The 16,566-nt window shown below is 63.7% G+C and carries 12 protein-coding genes; 6 read left to right on the top strand and 6 right to left on the bottom strand.

Annotation, left to right across the window (positions count from 1 at the left end):
• Positions 1-37: 37 nt before the first annotated feature.
• The 3 genes from PATSB16_RS03825 to apbC form a co-directional block, all read right to left on the bottom strand.
• The gene (locus PATSB16_RS03825) at positions 38-2,317 is read right to left on the bottom strand and encodes an arginine/lysine/ornithine decarboxylase (protein ID WP_047212714.1); all 2,280 of its coding nucleotides are present in this window, start codon (positions 2,315-2,317) and stop codon (positions 38-40) included.
• A gap of 95 nt (positions 2,318-2,412) precedes the next feature.
• Positions 2,413-2,982: a dCTP deaminase gene (gene dcd, locus PATSB16_RS03820; RefSeq protein ID WP_047212713.1), complete on the bottom strand. Its 570-nt coding sequence runs from the start codon at positions 2,980-2,982 to the stop codon at positions 2,413-2,415.
• A 147-nt stretch (positions 2,983-3,129) separates the two neighbouring features.
• Complete coding sequence (apbC, locus tag PATSB16_RS03815; protein ID WP_047212712.1) at positions 3,130-4,212, bottom strand: iron-sulfur cluster carrier protein ApbC; 1,083 nt, start codon at positions 4,210-4,212, stop codon at positions 3,130-3,132.
• A gap of 243 nt (positions 4,213-4,455) precedes the next feature.
• On the opposite strand from apbC, the gene PATSB16_RS03810 reads away from it, so the two are divergent.
• Positions 4,456-5,112, top strand: coding sequence for a YiaD family glycine zipper/OmpA-like lipoprotein (locus PATSB16_RS03810; protein ID WP_047212711.1), 657 nt, complete (start codon positions 4,456-4,458; stop codon positions 5,110-5,112).
• A gap of 258 nt (positions 5,113-5,370) precedes the next feature.
• The gene (gene metG / locus PATSB16_RS03805) at positions 5,371-7,446 is read left to right on the top strand and encodes a methionine--tRNA ligase (protein WP_047212710.1); all 2,076 of its coding nucleotides are present in this window, start codon (positions 5,371-5,373) and stop codon (positions 7,444-7,446) included.
• Between the two features lie 33 nt (positions 7,447-7,479).
• Here metG and PATSB16_RS03800 read toward each other — a convergent pair whose 3' ends face one another.
• From PATSB16_RS03800 to PATSB16_RS03790, 3 genes are read right to left on the bottom strand one after another with little or no spacing between them, the layout of a single operon-like run.
• Positions 7,480-8,049: an outer membrane protein assembly factor BamE domain-containing protein gene (locus PATSB16_RS03800; RefSeq protein WP_047212709.1), complete on the bottom strand. Its 570-nt coding sequence runs from the start codon at positions 8,047-8,049 to the stop codon at positions 7,480-7,482.
• A 46-nt stretch (positions 8,050-8,095) separates the two neighbouring features.
• Positions 8,096-12,067 (bottom strand): translocation/assembly module TamB domain-containing protein, encoded by a 3,972-nt coding sequence (locus PATSB16_RS03795; protein WP_047212708.1) that lies wholly within the window; start codon positions 12,065-12,067, stop codon positions 8,096-8,098.
• 3 nt (positions 12,068-12,070) lie between these two features.
• Positions 12,071-13,855, bottom strand: coding sequence for an autotransporter assembly complex protein TamA (locus tag PATSB16_RS03790; RefSeq protein WP_083566656.1), 1,785 nt, complete (start codon positions 13,853-13,855; stop codon positions 12,071-12,073).
• A 188-nt stretch (positions 13,856-14,043) separates the two neighbouring features.
• On the opposite strand from PATSB16_RS03790, the gene PATSB16_RS03785 reads away from it, so the two are divergent.
• The 4 genes from PATSB16_RS03785 to panD all read left to right on the top strand — a co-directional run bounded on the left by PATSB16_RS03785 (position 14,044) and on the right by panD (position 16,559).
• Positions 14,044-14,226 carry a DUF3460 family protein gene (locus PATSB16_RS03785; protein WP_047212707.1) on the top strand — a complete coding sequence of 61 codons (183 nt, stop codon included), beginning with the start codon at positions 14,044-14,046 and terminating at the stop codon, positions 14,224-14,226.
• A gap of 7 nt (positions 14,227-14,233) precedes the next feature.
• Positions 14,234-15,124, top strand: coding sequence for a segregation and condensation protein A (locus PATSB16_RS03780; protein ID WP_047212706.1), 891 nt, complete (start codon positions 14,234-14,236; stop codon positions 15,122-15,124).
• A 163-nt stretch (positions 15,125-15,287) separates the two neighbouring features.
• The gene (panC, locus tag PATSB16_RS03775) at positions 15,288-16,124 is read left to right on the top strand and encodes a pantoate--beta-alanine ligase (RefSeq protein ID WP_047212705.1); all 837 of its coding nucleotides are present in this window, start codon (positions 15,288-15,290) and stop codon (positions 16,122-16,124) included.
• A gap of 27 nt (positions 16,125-16,151) precedes the next feature.
• Complete coding sequence (gene panD / locus PATSB16_RS03770; RefSeq protein WP_047212704.1) at positions 16,152-16,559, top strand: aspartate 1-decarboxylase; 408 nt, start codon at positions 16,152-16,154, stop codon at positions 16,557-16,559.
• Positions 16,560-16,566 lie beyond the last annotated feature (7 nt).

The following is a 16,566-nucleotide window of genomic DNA, read 5'->3' as shown; positions in this document are numbered from 1 at the left end:
CGCGGCCAGCTCGGCCGGCGAGGCCGGCCGGTCGGTTTCAGGCTTTCACGCAATCGACGAAATACTCCATGCGGCCGTCGATCTCCTCGATCACCAGACCGTGGATGTCGGTGTAGAAGCCAGGAAAGCGCTCGTTGAAATCGCGTGCGAACTGCAGATACTTGACGATGCCGGCGTTGAAACGCTCGCCCGGAATCAGCAGCGGAATACCCGGCGGATAGGGCGTGACCAGCATGCTGGTGACACGTCCCTCGAGTTCATCGATCGGCACCCGATCGATATCGCGGTGAACCAGTTTGGCGAACGCATCGGTCGGCTTCATCGCCGGCTGCATGTCGGACAGATACATTTCCGTGGTGACGCGCGCCACGTCGTTGGCCTTGTAAACGCTGTGAATCTGTTCGCACAGGTCACGCAGGCCGATGCGCTCATAGCGCGGGTACTTTGCGACGAACTCGGGCAGCACGCGCCACAGGGGCCGGTTGTGATCGTAATCGTCCTTGAACTGCTGGAGCTCGGTCACCATGCTGTTCCAGCGGCCTTTGGTAATGCCGATGGTGAACATGATGAAGAACGAATACAAGCCGGTCTTCTCGACGATGATGCCGTGCTCGGCCAGGTATTTGGTGACGATCGCCGCCGGAATGCCGGTTTCGCCGAACTCGCCGTCGACATCCAGCCCCGGCGTGATGATGGTCGCCTTGATCGGGTCGAGCATGTTGAAGCCATCGGCCAGCGCGCCGAAACCGTGCCAGCGTTCGTTGGCCTTGAGCACCCAATCGTCGCGCTCGCCGATACCCTCTTCAGCCAGGTATTCAGGACCCCAAACGGAAAACCACCAGTTGTCGCCGTATTCGTCGCCGACCTTGCGCATCGCGCGCCGAAAGTCGATTGCCTCCATGATCGACTCTTCGACCAGCGCGGTGCCGCCGGGCGGCTCCATCATCGCCGCGGCGACGTCGCACGAGGCAATGATCGCGTACTGCGGTGAGGTCGACGTGTGCATCAGATAAGCTTCATTGAAGCGATGCTGATCGAAATAGCGCGCCTCGGCGTCCTGCACCACGATCTGCGAGGCCTGCGAGATGCCCGCCAGCAGCTTGTGCGTCGAGTGGGTCGCATAGACCACCGCCTTCGACGAGCGCGGCCGCCCCTCGCCGATCGCGTGCATATTGCGGTAAAACTCATGGAACGACGCATGCGGCAGCCACGCTTCGTCGAAATGCAGCGTGTCCGTCATGTCGCCAAGCAGTTCCTTGATCGTCTCGACGTTGTAGATCACGCCGTCATAAGTGCTCTGCGTGATCGTCAGGATGCGCGGGCGCACGTTCGGGTCGCGCGCCAGCGCTTCGGCGGCCAGCGGGTTCGCGGCGATCTTCTTGCGGATGTTTTCGGGTTCGAACTCCGATTTTGGAATCGGCCCGATGATGCCGAAGTGGTTGCGCGTGGGCGTGAGGAACACCGGCACCGCGCCAGTCATCGTGATCGCGTGCAGGATCGACTTGTGGCAATTGCGATCGACCAGCACGATGTCGCCCGGCGCCACCGTCGCGTGCCAGACGATCTTGTTGGAAGTCGACGTGCCGTTGGTCACGAAGAACAAATGATCGGCGTTGAAAATGCGCGCGGCATTGCGCTCGGAGGCCGCCACCGGCCCCATGTGATCGAGCAGTTGTCCGAGTTCGTCGACCGCGTTGCACACGTCCGCGCGCAGCATGTTTTCGCCGAAGAACTGGTGGAACATCTGGCCCACCGGGCTCTTGAGAAATGCCACGCCGCCCGAGTGCCCAGGGCAATGCCAGGAGTACGAACCGTCCGCAGCGTAATGGGTAAGCGCTCGGAAAAACGGCGGCGGCAGCGCGTCCAGGTACGCCTTTGCTTCGCGGATGATATGACGCGCGACGAACTCGGGCGTGTCCTCGAACATATGAATGAAACCATGCAGCTCACGCAGGATATCGTTCGGGATGTGGCGCGAGGTGCGCGTCTCGCCGTACAGGAAAATCGGGATATCGGCGTTGCGGCGCCGCACCTCCTGCACGAAGGCGCGCAGATTGATTACGGCCAGGGCCAGTTCGCCCTCCGCCGCCCCGCCGCTGCCGAACGTGCCGAACTCATCGTCGTCGATCGAGAGAATGAAGCTCGAGGCCCGGCTGGCCTGCTGGGCAAATGAAGTCAGATCGCCGTAACTGGTCAGCCCCAGCACTTCCATCCCTTCGCCCTCGATCGCCTCGGCAAGCGCACGGATTCCCGAGCCGGAAATGTTCTCTGAACGAAAATCCTCGTCGATGATGACGACCGGAAAACGGAATTTCATGGCCTTTCCTTGAAAAAAACGAGCCAGCGACCGCTGCGGCCCTGGCTCTCATGGCTGGCTTGCCTTGATGAACAGTCTTGCGCGAGCGCAACGCACTAGGTTTTCGGCAGCGTGACGCCGCGCTGCCCCTGATATTTTCCGCCACGATCCTTGTAGGACACGTCGCAAACTTCATCGGACTCGAAAAACAGCACCTGGGCGACGCCCTCGTTGGCGTAAATTTTGGCCGGCAGCGGTGTCGTGTTAGAGAACTCCAGCGTCACGTAGCCCTCCCACTCGGGCTCGAATGGCGTGACATTGACGATGATGCCGCAACGCGCATAGGTGGACTTGCCCAGGCATACCGTCAGAACATTACGCGGGATGCGGAAGTACTCGACCGTGCGCGCCAGTGCAAACGAATTCGGCGGGATGATGCAGACATCGCCCGAAAAATCGACGAAGGATTTCTCGTCGAAATTCTTCGGATCGACGATCGTCGAGTTGATATTCGTGAAAATCTTGAATTCCGCCGCGCAGCGGATATCGTAGCCGTAGCTCGAGGTGCCGTAACTGACGATCTTGTGGCCGTCGGCGGAGTGCCTGATCTGACCCGGCTCGAACGGCTCGATCATGCCATGCTCTTGCGCCATGCGGCGAATCCACTTGTCGGACTTGATAGACATAAGGCGCGGGAATCCCGTGAAGGGTCAAAGAAGGCGACATTTTACGCGATTCGCGAGACGATGGCGGCATCCCGGACACCCCGGAGCGCCACCGTCCTGACGGAGATTTCCGCGACCTGCCGCGGGTGCCGCGCCAACGCTCTCGCGTCAGGTGTTCTGCACCACGATGTTGGGGAATTTGCCGGTCATGTCCTTGGCCTTCTCGGCAATTTTTACGGCAACGCGCCGTGCCACCTGGCGGTACACCGCGGCGATCGGGCCGTTCGGATCGGCCACCACCGTCGGCTGGCCGGCGTCGGCCTGTTCGCGGATATGGATATCCAGCGGCAGGCTGCCCAGCAGGTCGACGCCATATTCCGCGCACATGCGCTCGCCGCCGCCGGCACCGAAAATCGGCTCCTGGTGGCCGCAATTCGAGCAGATGTGCATGCTCATGTTCTCGACGATACCCAGGATCGGCACGCCGACCTTTTCGAACATCTTCAAGCCCTTGCGCGCATCGAGCAGGGCGATATCCTGCGGCGTGGTAACGATCACCGCGCCGGTCACCGGCACTTTCTGCGCCAGTGTGAGCTGAATGTCGCCGGTGCCCGGCGGCATATCGACCACCAGATAATCGAGGTCGCGCCAATTGGTCTGGTTCAGCAGTTGCTCGAGCGCCTGCGTGACCATCGGGCCGCGCCATACCATCGGGTTGTCGGGTTCGATCAGAAAGCCGATCGAACTGGCCTGCAGTCCGTGTCCTTCGAGCGGCTCCAGCGTCTTGCCGTCCTGCGACTGCGGCTTGCCGTGCACGCCCAGCATGGTCGGCAGCGACGGGCCGTAGATGTCGGCATCCAGGATGCCGACGCGCGCACCCTCGGCGGCCAGCGCGAGCGCCAGGTTGACTGCCGTGGTGCTCTTGCCCACGCCGCCCTTGCCGGAGGCGACCGCAATGATGTTTTTGACGTTCGGCAGCAACTTGACGCCACGCTGCACCGCGTGGGCGACGATCCGCTGCTCGATCTGCACGCTGACTTCGCTGACGCCGGGCACGGCCCGCACCGCCTGCACCACCCGCTCGCGCATCGCTTCGAACTGGCTGCGTGCCGGATAACCGAACTCGATATTCAACAAGACCTTGCCGCCGTCGGCCTTGATTTGCTTGATGTATTTCCCGCTGACCAGATCGGTGCCCGTGTCCGGGTCGATCACACCTTGCAGCGCCTGGTTGATGCTGTTCAGATCCATGCCTGTCCTCGATTAACGCGCGGCTGCCCGCGCGGCCACCCCCGGTGGCGCGTAGTTAACAACTTGTAACACTTCTGCCCCTGTGGTTGCACTAGCATGCGCACAGGCGGCGGCTTGCCGGACCGCACATTGTTGCGTGCCGCAGGCCGGCTCTGCCATTATTGTAGGGGTTCGCGGCGCTTGTTCAGATAATAGCCCTGTCGAGCGCGCGATCTTCCAGGCATTTTCCAATTGGAGCCATCCATGAAAAGAACAATCGGTAAGGCGGCGCTGGCCGCAACCCTGGGTGCTGCACTGTTGGCCGGCTGTGCCACGCAGCAGCAAAACCAAACCGCCGTCGGCACGGGCGTCGGTGCTGCGATCGGCGCGGGGCTGGGCAACCTGATCGGCGGCAACACCACCGGCACGCTGGTGGGCGCTGCGGTCGGCGCGGCCGCAGGCGGCGCGGTCGGCTACAACTGGACGGGCATCAAGGAAAAACTGACCGGCGCCACACAGGGCACCGGCACACAGATTTCCGAGCAGCCGGACGGCTCCCTGAAAGTCAATATCCCAAGCTCGATCTCGTTCGATACCAACAGCGCGGTGATCAAGCCGAGCTTCCGCAACGTGCTCGACCAGGTCGCCCAAACGCTGAACCAGAACCCTCAGATCGTCGGCACCGTGGTCGGTCATACCGACAGCACCGGCAACCCGAGCTATAACATGACGCTGTCGCGCCATCGCGCCCAGAGCGTCGTCAACTACCTGGCCGACCGGGGCGTCGCGCGCGGGCGCCTGAGCGCCGAAGGCCGCGGCGACACGCAGCCGGTTGCCGACAACAGCACGGAAGCCGGCCGGGCCAAGAACCGTCGCGTGGAAATTTTCCTGCGCGCGACGGCGCAAGCGCGTCCGCAGTAACCAGCCGAACGCTCGGGTCGGCGATGTCGGCAATTCAACTGAACTAATCGCCGAGCCAGCACTCAGACAGACCGGAAGCGCCCGTACCGGCTTCCACTTCTCCTCTTTTTTGACGTTAAAGTCATTTCGACGTGCCGGAGCGAACCGCTCCGGCTCTTTTTTTTGCGCCAGGCATCTGCGCGGGGTCGCCGACGGCGCTTCGGCCGGCGCGGCCCGCCTGTTAGAATCCTCTTTTTTGCCTGACTCCCCCATCCAGCCATGTCCCGCCGCCTGCTCGTCACGTCCGCCCTGCCCTATGCCAATGGCCAGATTCATATCGGCCATCTGGTCGAATATATCCAGACTGACATCTGGGTGCGCTTCATGCGCATGCAGGGGCACGAAACCTATTACGTCGGCGCGGACGACACCCACGGCACGCCGGTCATGCTGCGCGCCGAGAAGGAAGGCCTCACGCCCAAGCAACTGATCGAGCGTGTATGGCACGAGCACAAGCGCGATTTCGATAATTTCGGCATCTCGTTCGATAATTACTACACGACGGATTCACCCGAAACCCGGCAACTGTCGGAAAAGATTTATCTCGCGCTGCAAGCGCAAGGCCTGATCGAGGCCCGCGACATCGAGCAAGCCTTCGATCCGGTCAAGGAAATGTTCCTGCCCGACCGCTTCATCAAGGGCGAGTGCCCCAAGTGCGGTGCCAAGGACCAGTATGGAGACTCCTGCGAAGTCTGCGGCTCGACCTACGCGCCGACCGACCTGAAGAACCCGTATTCGGTGGTGTCGGGCGCGACGCCGGTGCGCAAGACCTCGACCCACTATTTCTTCAAATTATCGGATCCGCGCTGCGAATCGTTCCTGCGCGAATGGGTGGCCGGCCTGGCACAACCCGAGGCTACCAACAAAATGCGCGAGTGGCTCGGCGAGGCCGGCGACGCCAAGCTGGCAGACTGGGACATCTCCCGCGACGCGCCGTATTTCGGCTTCGAGATTCCTGGCGCACCCGGCAAGTATTTCTACGTGTGGCTCGACGCACCGATTGGCTACTACGGCAGCTTCAAGAATCTGTGTGACAAGAAAGGGCTGAATTTCGACGAGTGGGTCGCGCCCGACTCGAGCACCGAGCAATACCATTTCATCGGCAAGGACATTCTTTACTTCCACACCCTGTTCTGGCCGGCGACCCTGGAGTTTTCCGGGCATCGCACCCCGACCAATGTCTTCGCGCACGGCTTTCTGACCGTCGACGGGCTCAAGATGTCGAAATCGCGCGGCACCTTCATCACCGCGCAAAGCTATATCGATACCGGCCTGAACCCCGAGTGGTTGCGCTATTACTTCGCCGCCAAGCTCAACGGGACGATGGAAGACATCGATCTGAACCTCGACGATTTCGTGGCGCGCGTCAACAGCGATCTGGTCGGCAAATTCGTCAATATCGCCAGCCGGGCCGCCGGCTTTCTGCTCAAGCGCTTTAACGGCAAGGTAGACGACGCGGCCATGCAACACTCGCTGCTGCGCGTGTTGCGAGAAGCCGCCCCTGCCGTCGCCCAGCACTACGAAGCGCGCGACTACGGCAAGGCGCTGCGCCAGGTGATGGAGCTGGCCGACACCGTCAATGCCTATGTCGACAACGTCAAGCCGTGGGATCTGGCCAAAGACCCGGCGCAGGCCGGCGCCCTGCACGAAGCCTGCAGCGTTTGCCTGGAAGCCTTCCGCCTGCTGACCATCTATCTGAAGCCGGTGCTGCCGCGCACCGCCGCGGCCATCGAGCAATTCCTCAACATTGCCTCGTTGGCCTGGCACGATGTCGACACCGCGTTGAGCTCGGCGACACCGGTGGCGCCCTATAAGCACCTGATGACGCGTGTCGAAGGCAAACAAATCGAGAAGTTGCTCGAAGCCAACCGGGACTCGCTGCAAGCCACGCCCGCGGCCGCCGCTGCGCCAGCCAACACGGCGCCGGCCAAAGCCGCTGCGGAAGCGGAAGGCGACACCATCGGCATCGACGATTTCGCCAAGATCGATCTTCGCATCGCAAAAATCGTCGACTGCCGGACCGTCGAAGGCTCCGACAAACTGCTGCAACTGACGCTCGACGTCGGCGAGGCAAAGCCGCGCAACGTGTTTTCCGGCATCAAGTCGGCCTATCGTCCGGAAGATCTGGTCGGCAAGCTGACGGTCATGGTCGCCAATCTCGCGCCGCGCAAGATGAAATTCGGACTGTCCGAGGGCATGGTACTGGCGGCCTCGGCCGCCAACGAAAAGGCCGAGCCGGGGATTTACATCCTCGAGCCGCACAGCGGCGCCAAGCCCGGCATGCGGGTCAAGTGATCGCCTCGCTCGGGCGCGCCGGCGTCCGGCGATTCAAGGGCGTTCGGTGGCCGGATCATTCGAGCGCGAGGTCGTCGCGACCTTGCCGTCCGGCCCGAAATACACGTTGAACTGTGCCGGCTGGTTCACGCCGTCCTCGAGCCAACGCCAGCTCCACACGCTCTCGTTCTTCAGCCGGTAGGCGGCGGTCCCGGTGGGCTTGCCCAACAGGCGCCGCACCTCGTCCTCGCTCATGCCCGGATGCACTTTCGCGAAATTTTCCGCGCTCAGCGCCTGGCTGATCGCCAACAGCTTGCCGTCGGCACCGATATCGACCATGTAAGTCCTGACGCCTGCGGGGCCGCGCGGGTACTCGAGTCGCTTCGAACCATCCGGGTTTTGCCATACCATCGCCGGCCGGCCCATCTGGGCACGAACCTGGGCCTCGGTGGACACTCCCGCCTGCAGGCCACGCAGCAGCAGATTATCGGGCTTGACGGCCGCCGCGACGTCGCGCGCTTTTTGCCGCACCTTGTCGATTTGCTGCTGATCGCAGCCGAACAGCGCCAACATGCTGGCGAACAACCCCATGGCGACTCCCGATTGAATGCGGCGCAAATTCATTTCGCGATGATATCCCTTGACTGGCACGCCCTCAAATTCGAGCGGCTCAATCGAAACGACGGTTGAACAGAATGTCCAGGCCGTAAATCGAACCGGTGCGAGCCACCAGCGACCAGCGCCGCGACAACTGCCAGGTCAGCTTGGCGATACTTGCCGCGCTGGTCAGGCTTTGCTCGAAGCCGATCGACAGGCTTTCCGAAATCGCCTTGCCGATATTGACGACCTGCTGATCCGGCAAGCCGGAATCGCTGCTGCCAATCGAAAACTGATCAATTCCGAAATTTTGCACGATGCGCTTGCCGCCGGCGGTGCCCAGCATGGCGAGCGCCGCACCGGCGACCGCCTGCTGCTGCCCCAACCCGGCACTTTCCGGACCGTGGCCGAACATCAGCCAGGAAAGCTTGGCCTCATCCGGCACATTCGGGTCCGACACCAGCGTCACGCGCGGCTGCCGCACGGTGCCGGTGACCTGCACGCCGGCCTCGACCGCCTGATTGGTTCGCATCGCGATGATGAACAAACCCGGATTATCGAGGGGCCCCGTGAAATTGATATGTCCGCGCTCGATCGACAGGCGGCGGCCGAACGCCTCATAGGTGCCCTCGGCAATCTGGATCGTGCCGCTCGCCCTCACGGGCGCGAGCGGCTCGCTGCGCACATGCATCGAACCACGCAGCAGCAGGTCCGCGCCGGCCCCTTTGAAACGGAAATCCCGGCCCAGATCGAGATCGACATCGACATGCGGCGCGAACCGATTGGCGGGCTTTTCGCTGATGCGCGCCGCACGCTCTGCCGCATTCGCCTTCGCCGCTTGCGTCTGCCCGTTGTCGCGCACGATGACCACGTCGTCGCCCAGGCTCGGCGTGCCGCTCGGCGGCAAATCGAAGCGCGCGCGATCGACCACGAACTTGCCCGCGATCGCCAGATGCTCGGCATTGCCGCTCGCCTTGGCCTGCCCCGACAGAATCAGTTGCCGATCGGGCGCGGCAAATAGCTGCAGCCGGTCGGCCACGATGGTGGCATTCATCGCCGGATCGGCCTGCGCGAGGCCGATCCGGCCGGACGCCTTCAGGGTGCCCGCCCCGCCATGGAACTCAACCTGTTTCAAATCGATCGCGTTGCGGTCCATCGCCAGGCGCACCGTGCCGCCGGTCAGCTGAATGCCCAGATCGAACATCGTTATCGACAAATCATCGCCCGTCACATTCCCCGACAGCAGGGGCTTGCCCACCGTGCCGCCGAGCGTGAAGCGCGCCGCCGCCCGGCCTTTGAGCAGCAGTTGCGGTCCGGCCAGCGCCCCTACCGCATTGAGGTTCGGCACATCGAGCGCGGCACTGCCGTCGAGCGGTGCCTGTTCGGTCAGGCTCGGATGACCGTCATGCATTTGCACAGCGGTACTCACCTTTGCATCGAGCTGGCCGATGCTGCTTGCCGCCGCATGGGCAGTCAGGTTGACCTGGTCGGCGTGCAAATCCGCGCGCACCCGCAGCGCCGAGATCCCCAGCGCACGCACCCCGGGGGCCACCCCCAGCGTCTCGCGCCGGCCGTCGGTCAGCATCAGGTCGCCGCTGCGTCGCGCGATCTGCACGAAGCCGTCGGCCTGCTTCGCCAGCACGAGATTCCAGCTGCCATCGAGCACCAGATTGCTTTGCAGCGGCGGCGCGGCACCAGTGAACTCCTTGACCAGCGTCAGGACATTGCCGATATCCAGCGCGCTGATGGATCCGCTCGAGCGAAGCTGGCCCTGGCGATAGTCGAGCTGGCCCAGATCGACCGAGGCGCCCGCCAGCGTGAAGTGCGCCGCGCCAAGCTGAACCGCCTGCGCAGCGGCCTTGACACGCCACGGTCGAGTCAAAGCAAAGCGCGGCAGACCGTCGTTGCGCAGCGTCTGTATCGTGCCGTCCCAGCCAAGGCGGCCTTGCTGGTCGGTCACGCCGCCTTGGGCAGCCAGGGCAAGCGCCAGCGGCTGGCCCCGCAAGGTGCCGGCGAACTCGGCCCGGATCCGGTGGCTCGCGCGCGTGCCGGCGAGGTTGATGTCCACCCGGCTCAGCGCCACCTGGGAGGCTCGGTAATCGCGGCCCGCCAGGGTCAGCTCGAGGCGGCTCGTGCCGGGCGCATGCAGGCCGCCCTCGATATTGGCCCGGCCGCTCATATGAGCCAGCCGCTGGTTGCCGAACGCGAGTTGCTCGGCGCGAAAATCGGCTTGCAGCGCCGGGCGGGCGAGAGAGCCACTGAGTTGCCCATGCACTTGCAGCAAGCCGGCCAGGCCAAACCCTAGCCGGTTCAAATGCGGCGCATCGACATCGACTCGCAGGCGATCTCCCGCGGCACCGAAGCTGCCGTCGAGCCGAGCCCGATTGCCCGCCACCAGCAATTGCGCGCTGCTCGGCAAGAGTCGGCCGCCGGCCAGACGCACGGTGCCTTCACCGCCCATCGGCAACCCGGCGTATTGACTGTCGCGCAGTGCGAATTTGGCCTCGACGTCGAGCGCCGGGTGCAATGTCCCGCGCGCCTGAAGCTGTCCGCTGATGCGCGTGGCCGGCCGGCCCGCGCGTGTCGACGAACTCACGCCGGTGTCGAACCACGCGGCAGGATCGAACTGCGTCATGACCGCATTCGCCTCGTAGCTGCCGCCAGCGTCGGTGCGCAGCGAGCCGCGCAGGTCGATCTGGCCGGCTCCGGCGCTCAGGCGGGCGCTGCGCAAGGTCACCGCGCCGTCATCGAGCGCCGCGTCCAGTTGGATGCGACGGGTCGGATCGCGCCAGTCCAGCGCGACCTGCTGGCGACCGCCGTCGAGTGTGACGATCAGTGGTCCACCCAGTCGGGTGACGGGCAGTTTGCCGAGGAATGCACGCAAGTTGACCTCGCGCGCCGCAAGCGCGAACTGTCCGGTGGTTCGGCCTGTCTGCGCATGGCGCGTGAGCGAGCCGCCGCCGCTCAGGGCCGCCCCCCCGGCCAGGCGTACTTGCACGTCGGTCAGCGCCTGATGCGTGGCATCGAGCATGACGCGGGCGGCCGCGCTCACGAGCGGCAGGCGCTGCCGGTCGAGCGAACCGGGCTCGGCATTGCTCACGCTGATCGGTCCGGCCACCTGCAATGCCGATGCGCCGTCGACCGGCGCCAGATCGGCACGCAGCGACAAATCGGCACTGGGCGCGGAGGCGCTGAACAGCCGCGGATCGACGTGATCGATCGCAACCTGTGCGCGCTTGAGCGGCACCGCGTCGAATGGCGCGGCGCTTACAGTGGCGTGTCCGGCGAGCCGGTCGCCGCTGGCGCTCAGATCGGCCCGCAGCGCCTCGAGGGAGCCACTCAAATGCAACGCCAATTGATAGGGATGCGTGTCGTAGCGCCCTGCCACGGCCGCATCGCCGCTTAGCGCGAACGGCCGCGCGCCGTCGAGCCGCATCGACGCATTCACCCGGCCATAAGGTGTCGTCAGGTTATCCAGCACCAGGGTATGGTGCCGGCCGTCGGTTTCGCCGTGCAGCGCGATGTCGGTCAACTCCAGCGCCGGCGCATGCAGAATCAGGCGATGCAGCGACACCGCGTCGACGCGAATCGCCAACGGCAGCGTCAGGCGTTGCGGCAACGCCGCAGGCGCCTGGGCGGGCGCCTGCGGCGCCAGCTTCAGGTCGAGCGTGCCCAACTGCAGAAAGGCTATCCTCAGGCGCCAGGGCGCGCTCTGCAGAGCCCAGCGGCCATCGAGACGGTCGAGCGTTACGTGGGTTGCGCCGTCGGTATATGCGACCTCGCGCAGATGTGCTCCGCCGGCCAGCGTGCCGCCCTCCCATTGCCCGGCCAGCTTGCCATCGAGAACGACCACGGCGGCCTGCCAGAGCCAGCGGGAGCCGCGCTCGGTATGTGCCGCCAGGAGGCCCGCGCCGGCCAGTCCAACCACCAGTACCAGCGGCGCGACGACCAGCCACGCGAGCACCCGCGGCCAGCGCCGGCGGCGCGGGGGCGGCGGGGGCGACGGTGCGGTCGCGGCGGCAGGGTGGGTGTGTTGATCCGTCATGCGTCAGAACGCCACGCCGAGAGAAATGTTGGGCCGGAACTGGTGTCGCTCGATACCATATCCCAGATCCAGATTGACCGGCCCCACCGGGCTGCGCCACCGGACGCCGAAGCCGACGCCGTTATAGATTTTCGCGCCCTGCAGCGTATCGCTGGCGGTGCCGAGATCCCAGAAGATCGCGCCGCCCCACTGGTGGCTAAGCCAATGCTGGTACTCGATACTGCCGGTCGCCAGGTATTTGGCCGGCAGCACCGAGCCGTCCTGGTTCAGGCCGATGCTCTGGTAGCCATAGCCGCGGATCGAATCGTTGCCGCCGGCGCGAAACAGCAGCGACGCCGGAATGCGGTCGTTGCTGCCATGTGTGAGCACGGCGCCGAACTCGGTGCGCAAGATCATCAGATCGCGCTGGCCGATCGGCACGTACTGGCGGATGCGGCCATACACACGCCCAAAACTCTGGTCGCTGAGCATCCCTTTGACACCAAAGCCGATCTGCGTCGAGATGATATTGCCGCGCCGCGGAAAGATCGGATCGTCGACGTTACGCCGGGTCCAGGCGAAACCCGGCACCAGCGCGTGGTTCAGGAAGCGCGGGCCGGTATCGGGCCGCAGTTCGTCGCGATAGAAATCGAGCGTATAGGCCCAATCGTATTTATCGAGCGTGCGCGCGCGTTTTAGCCCGATCTGCAGGCTGCGCTGGTCGACCCCTTCGACCGTGGTCCGGTTGAACGACGTGGAAACGCTATTGACGTAGGCCTTCGCATCCGGCGGCATCGCCAGGCTCACCAGACCGTATTGGCGCTGCTGCTCGAGGTTGGCCTGGCTGCTGAAAACCCAGGCCCGGCCGAAGACGTTGTTGTAGCCGTAGCGCCCCAGCACATGCGCACCGGTGTCGGAGGCGTAACCGACCCCAGCCTGCACACGCTGCGTGGGAAATTCCGTGACCTTGACATTGACCGGCGCGAGTGAGGCCTGCGCCGGGTCGCTCGGCACGTCGATAATCACATTGGAGAAATACGGCGTGTTCTGGATTTGCCGCTGCAGCTCGAGCAGGCGATCGACGCTGTAAGGTTCGCCCTCGTGAAGCGGATTGACATGTTCAACGATGCTGGCCGGATAGCGCCGAGTACCGGTCACATGCAATTTGCCCAGCGTGAACGCCGGACCGCTGTCGTATTCGGCGTCAAGCTCGGCACGGTGTCGGTCCGGCTCGATGCGTGCCTGGGAAAAAGTCAGCCTGGCCGCGTGATAACGATAGCGCTGCAGCGCATACAGCGTGTCGTCCTTGGCCTTGCTCCAATCGTCCTGCCGAAACGGCTGACCGACCGGCATACCCCATTTGCTCTCCAGCGTCGCCACGCGGCCCGGCTCCTGCGTGGCGATCGGCCCGGTGAACCGCAACAGCACGTCGCTCACCCGCGTGCGCTCGCCCGGGCTCACCTCGATGTGCACCACCTGGAGCGCACCGACCTTCTCCACGCGAGCGTGCGTGACCGGCGAGAAGTAACCTTCGGTGGCAGCCAACTGCGAGACCTGCTCGCCGACGGTTGCCAGCAAATAATCGAATTGCTCCTTGCCCAGGTCGGTCCGCTGCTCGAAGCGCACCAGGTCCAGATGCGCCTTGAGCAAGCCCGCGAGAGGCGCCGGCGCGTCGATTTCGACCCGGTAAGCGACGTTGGCCGCGGCAACTTTGGCGATCGCGGGGAACATCGCGCACAGCGCGATTGCCAGTACCATCGCCCGGATCAGGGCATGCCACGACACGCCCCCGTCGCTTCGGTCGTTCATCCCGGTTCGCCTTGGTACCGTCAAAAATCTGTCCTCTGCCCTAGTGTCGTGCAAAATGGCTATTTGACCATATCCAGCGGCGGCTGGGCGCGCCAAACCGCCGCGAATCCGCCCGGCGTGGCCAAACCGCCGGACCACGTATCGTTTGCGGTAGAATTGACGGCATTTCTTTCCCTCACCGGCCGATCATGTACGAGTCCGACATCACCCGCTTTATCAAAGAATTGAAACAAGCCAAACCGACCCTGGAAGAAGAGCAACGCAAGGGCCGCGCGCTGCTGTGGGACAAGCAGCCGATCGACCTTGACGAACGCGCACGGCAAAAAGCGTCGCGTGTGCCGCAGCAGGCGTACGTTTATCAGTCGGAATAATATCGTCATGAGCACCGCCGAGCCGCCCACCGTCGGCCCGCCCGAGGCGGCCCTGGCCGATGCCCAGAAATTGCAGGATCCGACTCCCGGCCACGACAGCACGCCCGACGTCGTCGACGGCGTCGCGTTCGCGCGCCTGTACGGCGAGCCCTTGTTCGCGCTGCCGCAGGATCTATACATCCCGCCCGATGCGCTGGAGATTTTCCTCGAAGCCTTCGAAGGCCCGCTGGATCTGCTGCTCTATCTGATTCGCAAGCAGAATTTCAACGTGCTCGACATTCCGATGGCGCAGGTGACCAACCAGTACCTGCTTTACGTCGAGCAGATCCGCGCGACCAACCTCGAATTGGCGTCGGAATATCTGCTGATGGCAGCCATGCTCATCGAGATCAAGTCGCGCATGCTGCTGCCCGTCAAGAAGGCCGACACCGGCGAGGAAGCCGAAGATCCGCGCGCAGAGCTGGTACGGCGCCTGCTCGAATACGAACAGATGAAACTGGCGGCACAGCAACTCGATGCCTTGCCGGTACTGGGGCGGGACTTCCTGCGAGCCAACGTATATATCGAGCAAAGCCTTGCCCCGCGCTGGCCGGAAGTCGATACGAATGATTTGCGCGCCGCCTGGGCCGACGTGATCAAGCGGGCCAAGCTGGTGCAGCACCACAAGATTTCCCGCGAGGAGCTCTCGGTTCGCGAACACATGAGCCAGATCCTGCGCCGCCTGCAAGATGCCCGGTTCATGGAGTTCACCGAGTTGTTCGATGTCTCGCGCGGCGTGCCGGTGGTCGTGGTCAACTTTATCGCCATGCTGGAACTATCGCGCGAGTCCCTGGTGGAAGTCACCCAGGCGGAGCCCTACGCACCCATCTACGTGCGCCTGGCCTACTCGCCGAACTGACGCGCTGCCCGAGGCGGCAACCCCGGCTCGCTGCACGACAGGGGGATTTTCCACTACAATCGCGCGGGTCACCCGTGTTGCAAGCCCGGTCCCGCATGATTCGCGAGTGGCTCACCGGAGCTCCTCACCCCAGGCGTCTCGCCCCCTACTTCACGGATTTTCCATGAAAGTTATCCATTCGATACAGGAACTGCGCGATCAAATGCGTGGCCAGAATCGCGCCGCTTTTGTCCCGACCATGGGATTTCTGCACGAAGGACATCTGTCGCTGATGCGTCTGGCGCGCCAGCACGGCGACCCGGTGGTTGCCAGCATTTTCGTCAACCGCCTGCAGTTCGGCCCGAATGAAGACTTCGACAAGTATCCGCGTACGCTCAGCGATGACGCCGAGAAATTGCAGCGCGAAAATGTCTACGTCCTGTTCGCGCCGGACGAAAAGGTCATGTATCCGGAACCGCAGGAATATCGGGTGGATCCACCGCACGATTTGGGCGACATCCTCGAAGGCGAGTTCCGCCCGGGCTTCTTCAAGGGCGTTTGCACCGTCGTCATGAAACTGCTGTCATGCGTGCAACCGCGGGTTGCGGTATTCGGCAAGAAGGACTACCAGCAATTGATGATCGTGCGACGCATGTGCCAGCAGTTCGCTCTGCCGGTCGACATCGTCGCGGCCGAGACCGTGCGCGACACCGATGGACTGGCGCTTTCCTCGCGCAATGTCTACCTGAGCGCGGACGAGCGCGCCGAGGCCCCGATGCTTTATCAGACGCTTCATCACGTCAGCGACGCCGTGCGCGAGGGCCGTACCGATTACGCGGCGCTCGAGCAACAAGCCATGGCGTCGTTGATTCAACGCGGCTGGCGGCCCGATTATGTCGCAATACGCCGGCGCGCCGATCTGCAACGCCCCGAGCCGGGACCTGCGCCGGCCGAATCGCTGGTGGTGCTGGCCGCCGCCCGGCTCGGCCAAACGCGCCTGATCGACAACCTGGAAATCTGAACTCAATTTTTTTGCCCGGAGGCTGCGATGATCCGCACCATGCTCAAATCGAAAATTCACCGTGCCACGGTGACGCACTGCGAACTGCATTACGAAGGCTCGTGTGCGATCGACGAAAACCTGCTCGAAGCGTCCGGTTTGGTCGAAAACGAGCAGATCGACATTTTCAATGTCAATAACGGCGAACGCTTCACCACCTATGCCATTCGCGGCGAACGCGGCAGCGGCATGATCTCGCTCAACGGCGCCGCTGCGCGCCGCGCGCAATTGGGCGACGTCGTGATCATCGTCGCCTACGCCGGCGTCGAGGAAAAAGACGTGCAGGCCGGTTTCAAGCCGCAACTGGTGTTTGTCGACGAGCGCAATCGCATCAAGGGCGATCGCGACCACGTACCGCTGCAGGCCTGGGAAGCATCGCCGGTCTTCTCCGAATAAGTCCGTC

This window comes from Pandoraea thiooxydans (assembly GCF_001931675.1).
GTDB classification, from domain to species: domain Bacteria; phylum Pseudomonadota; class Gammaproteobacteria; order Burkholderiales; family Burkholderiaceae; genus Pandoraea; species Pandoraea thiooxydans.
The sequence above is the reverse complement of the archived record's forward strand: the minus strand, read 5'-3'. Positions and strand labels throughout refer to the sequence as shown.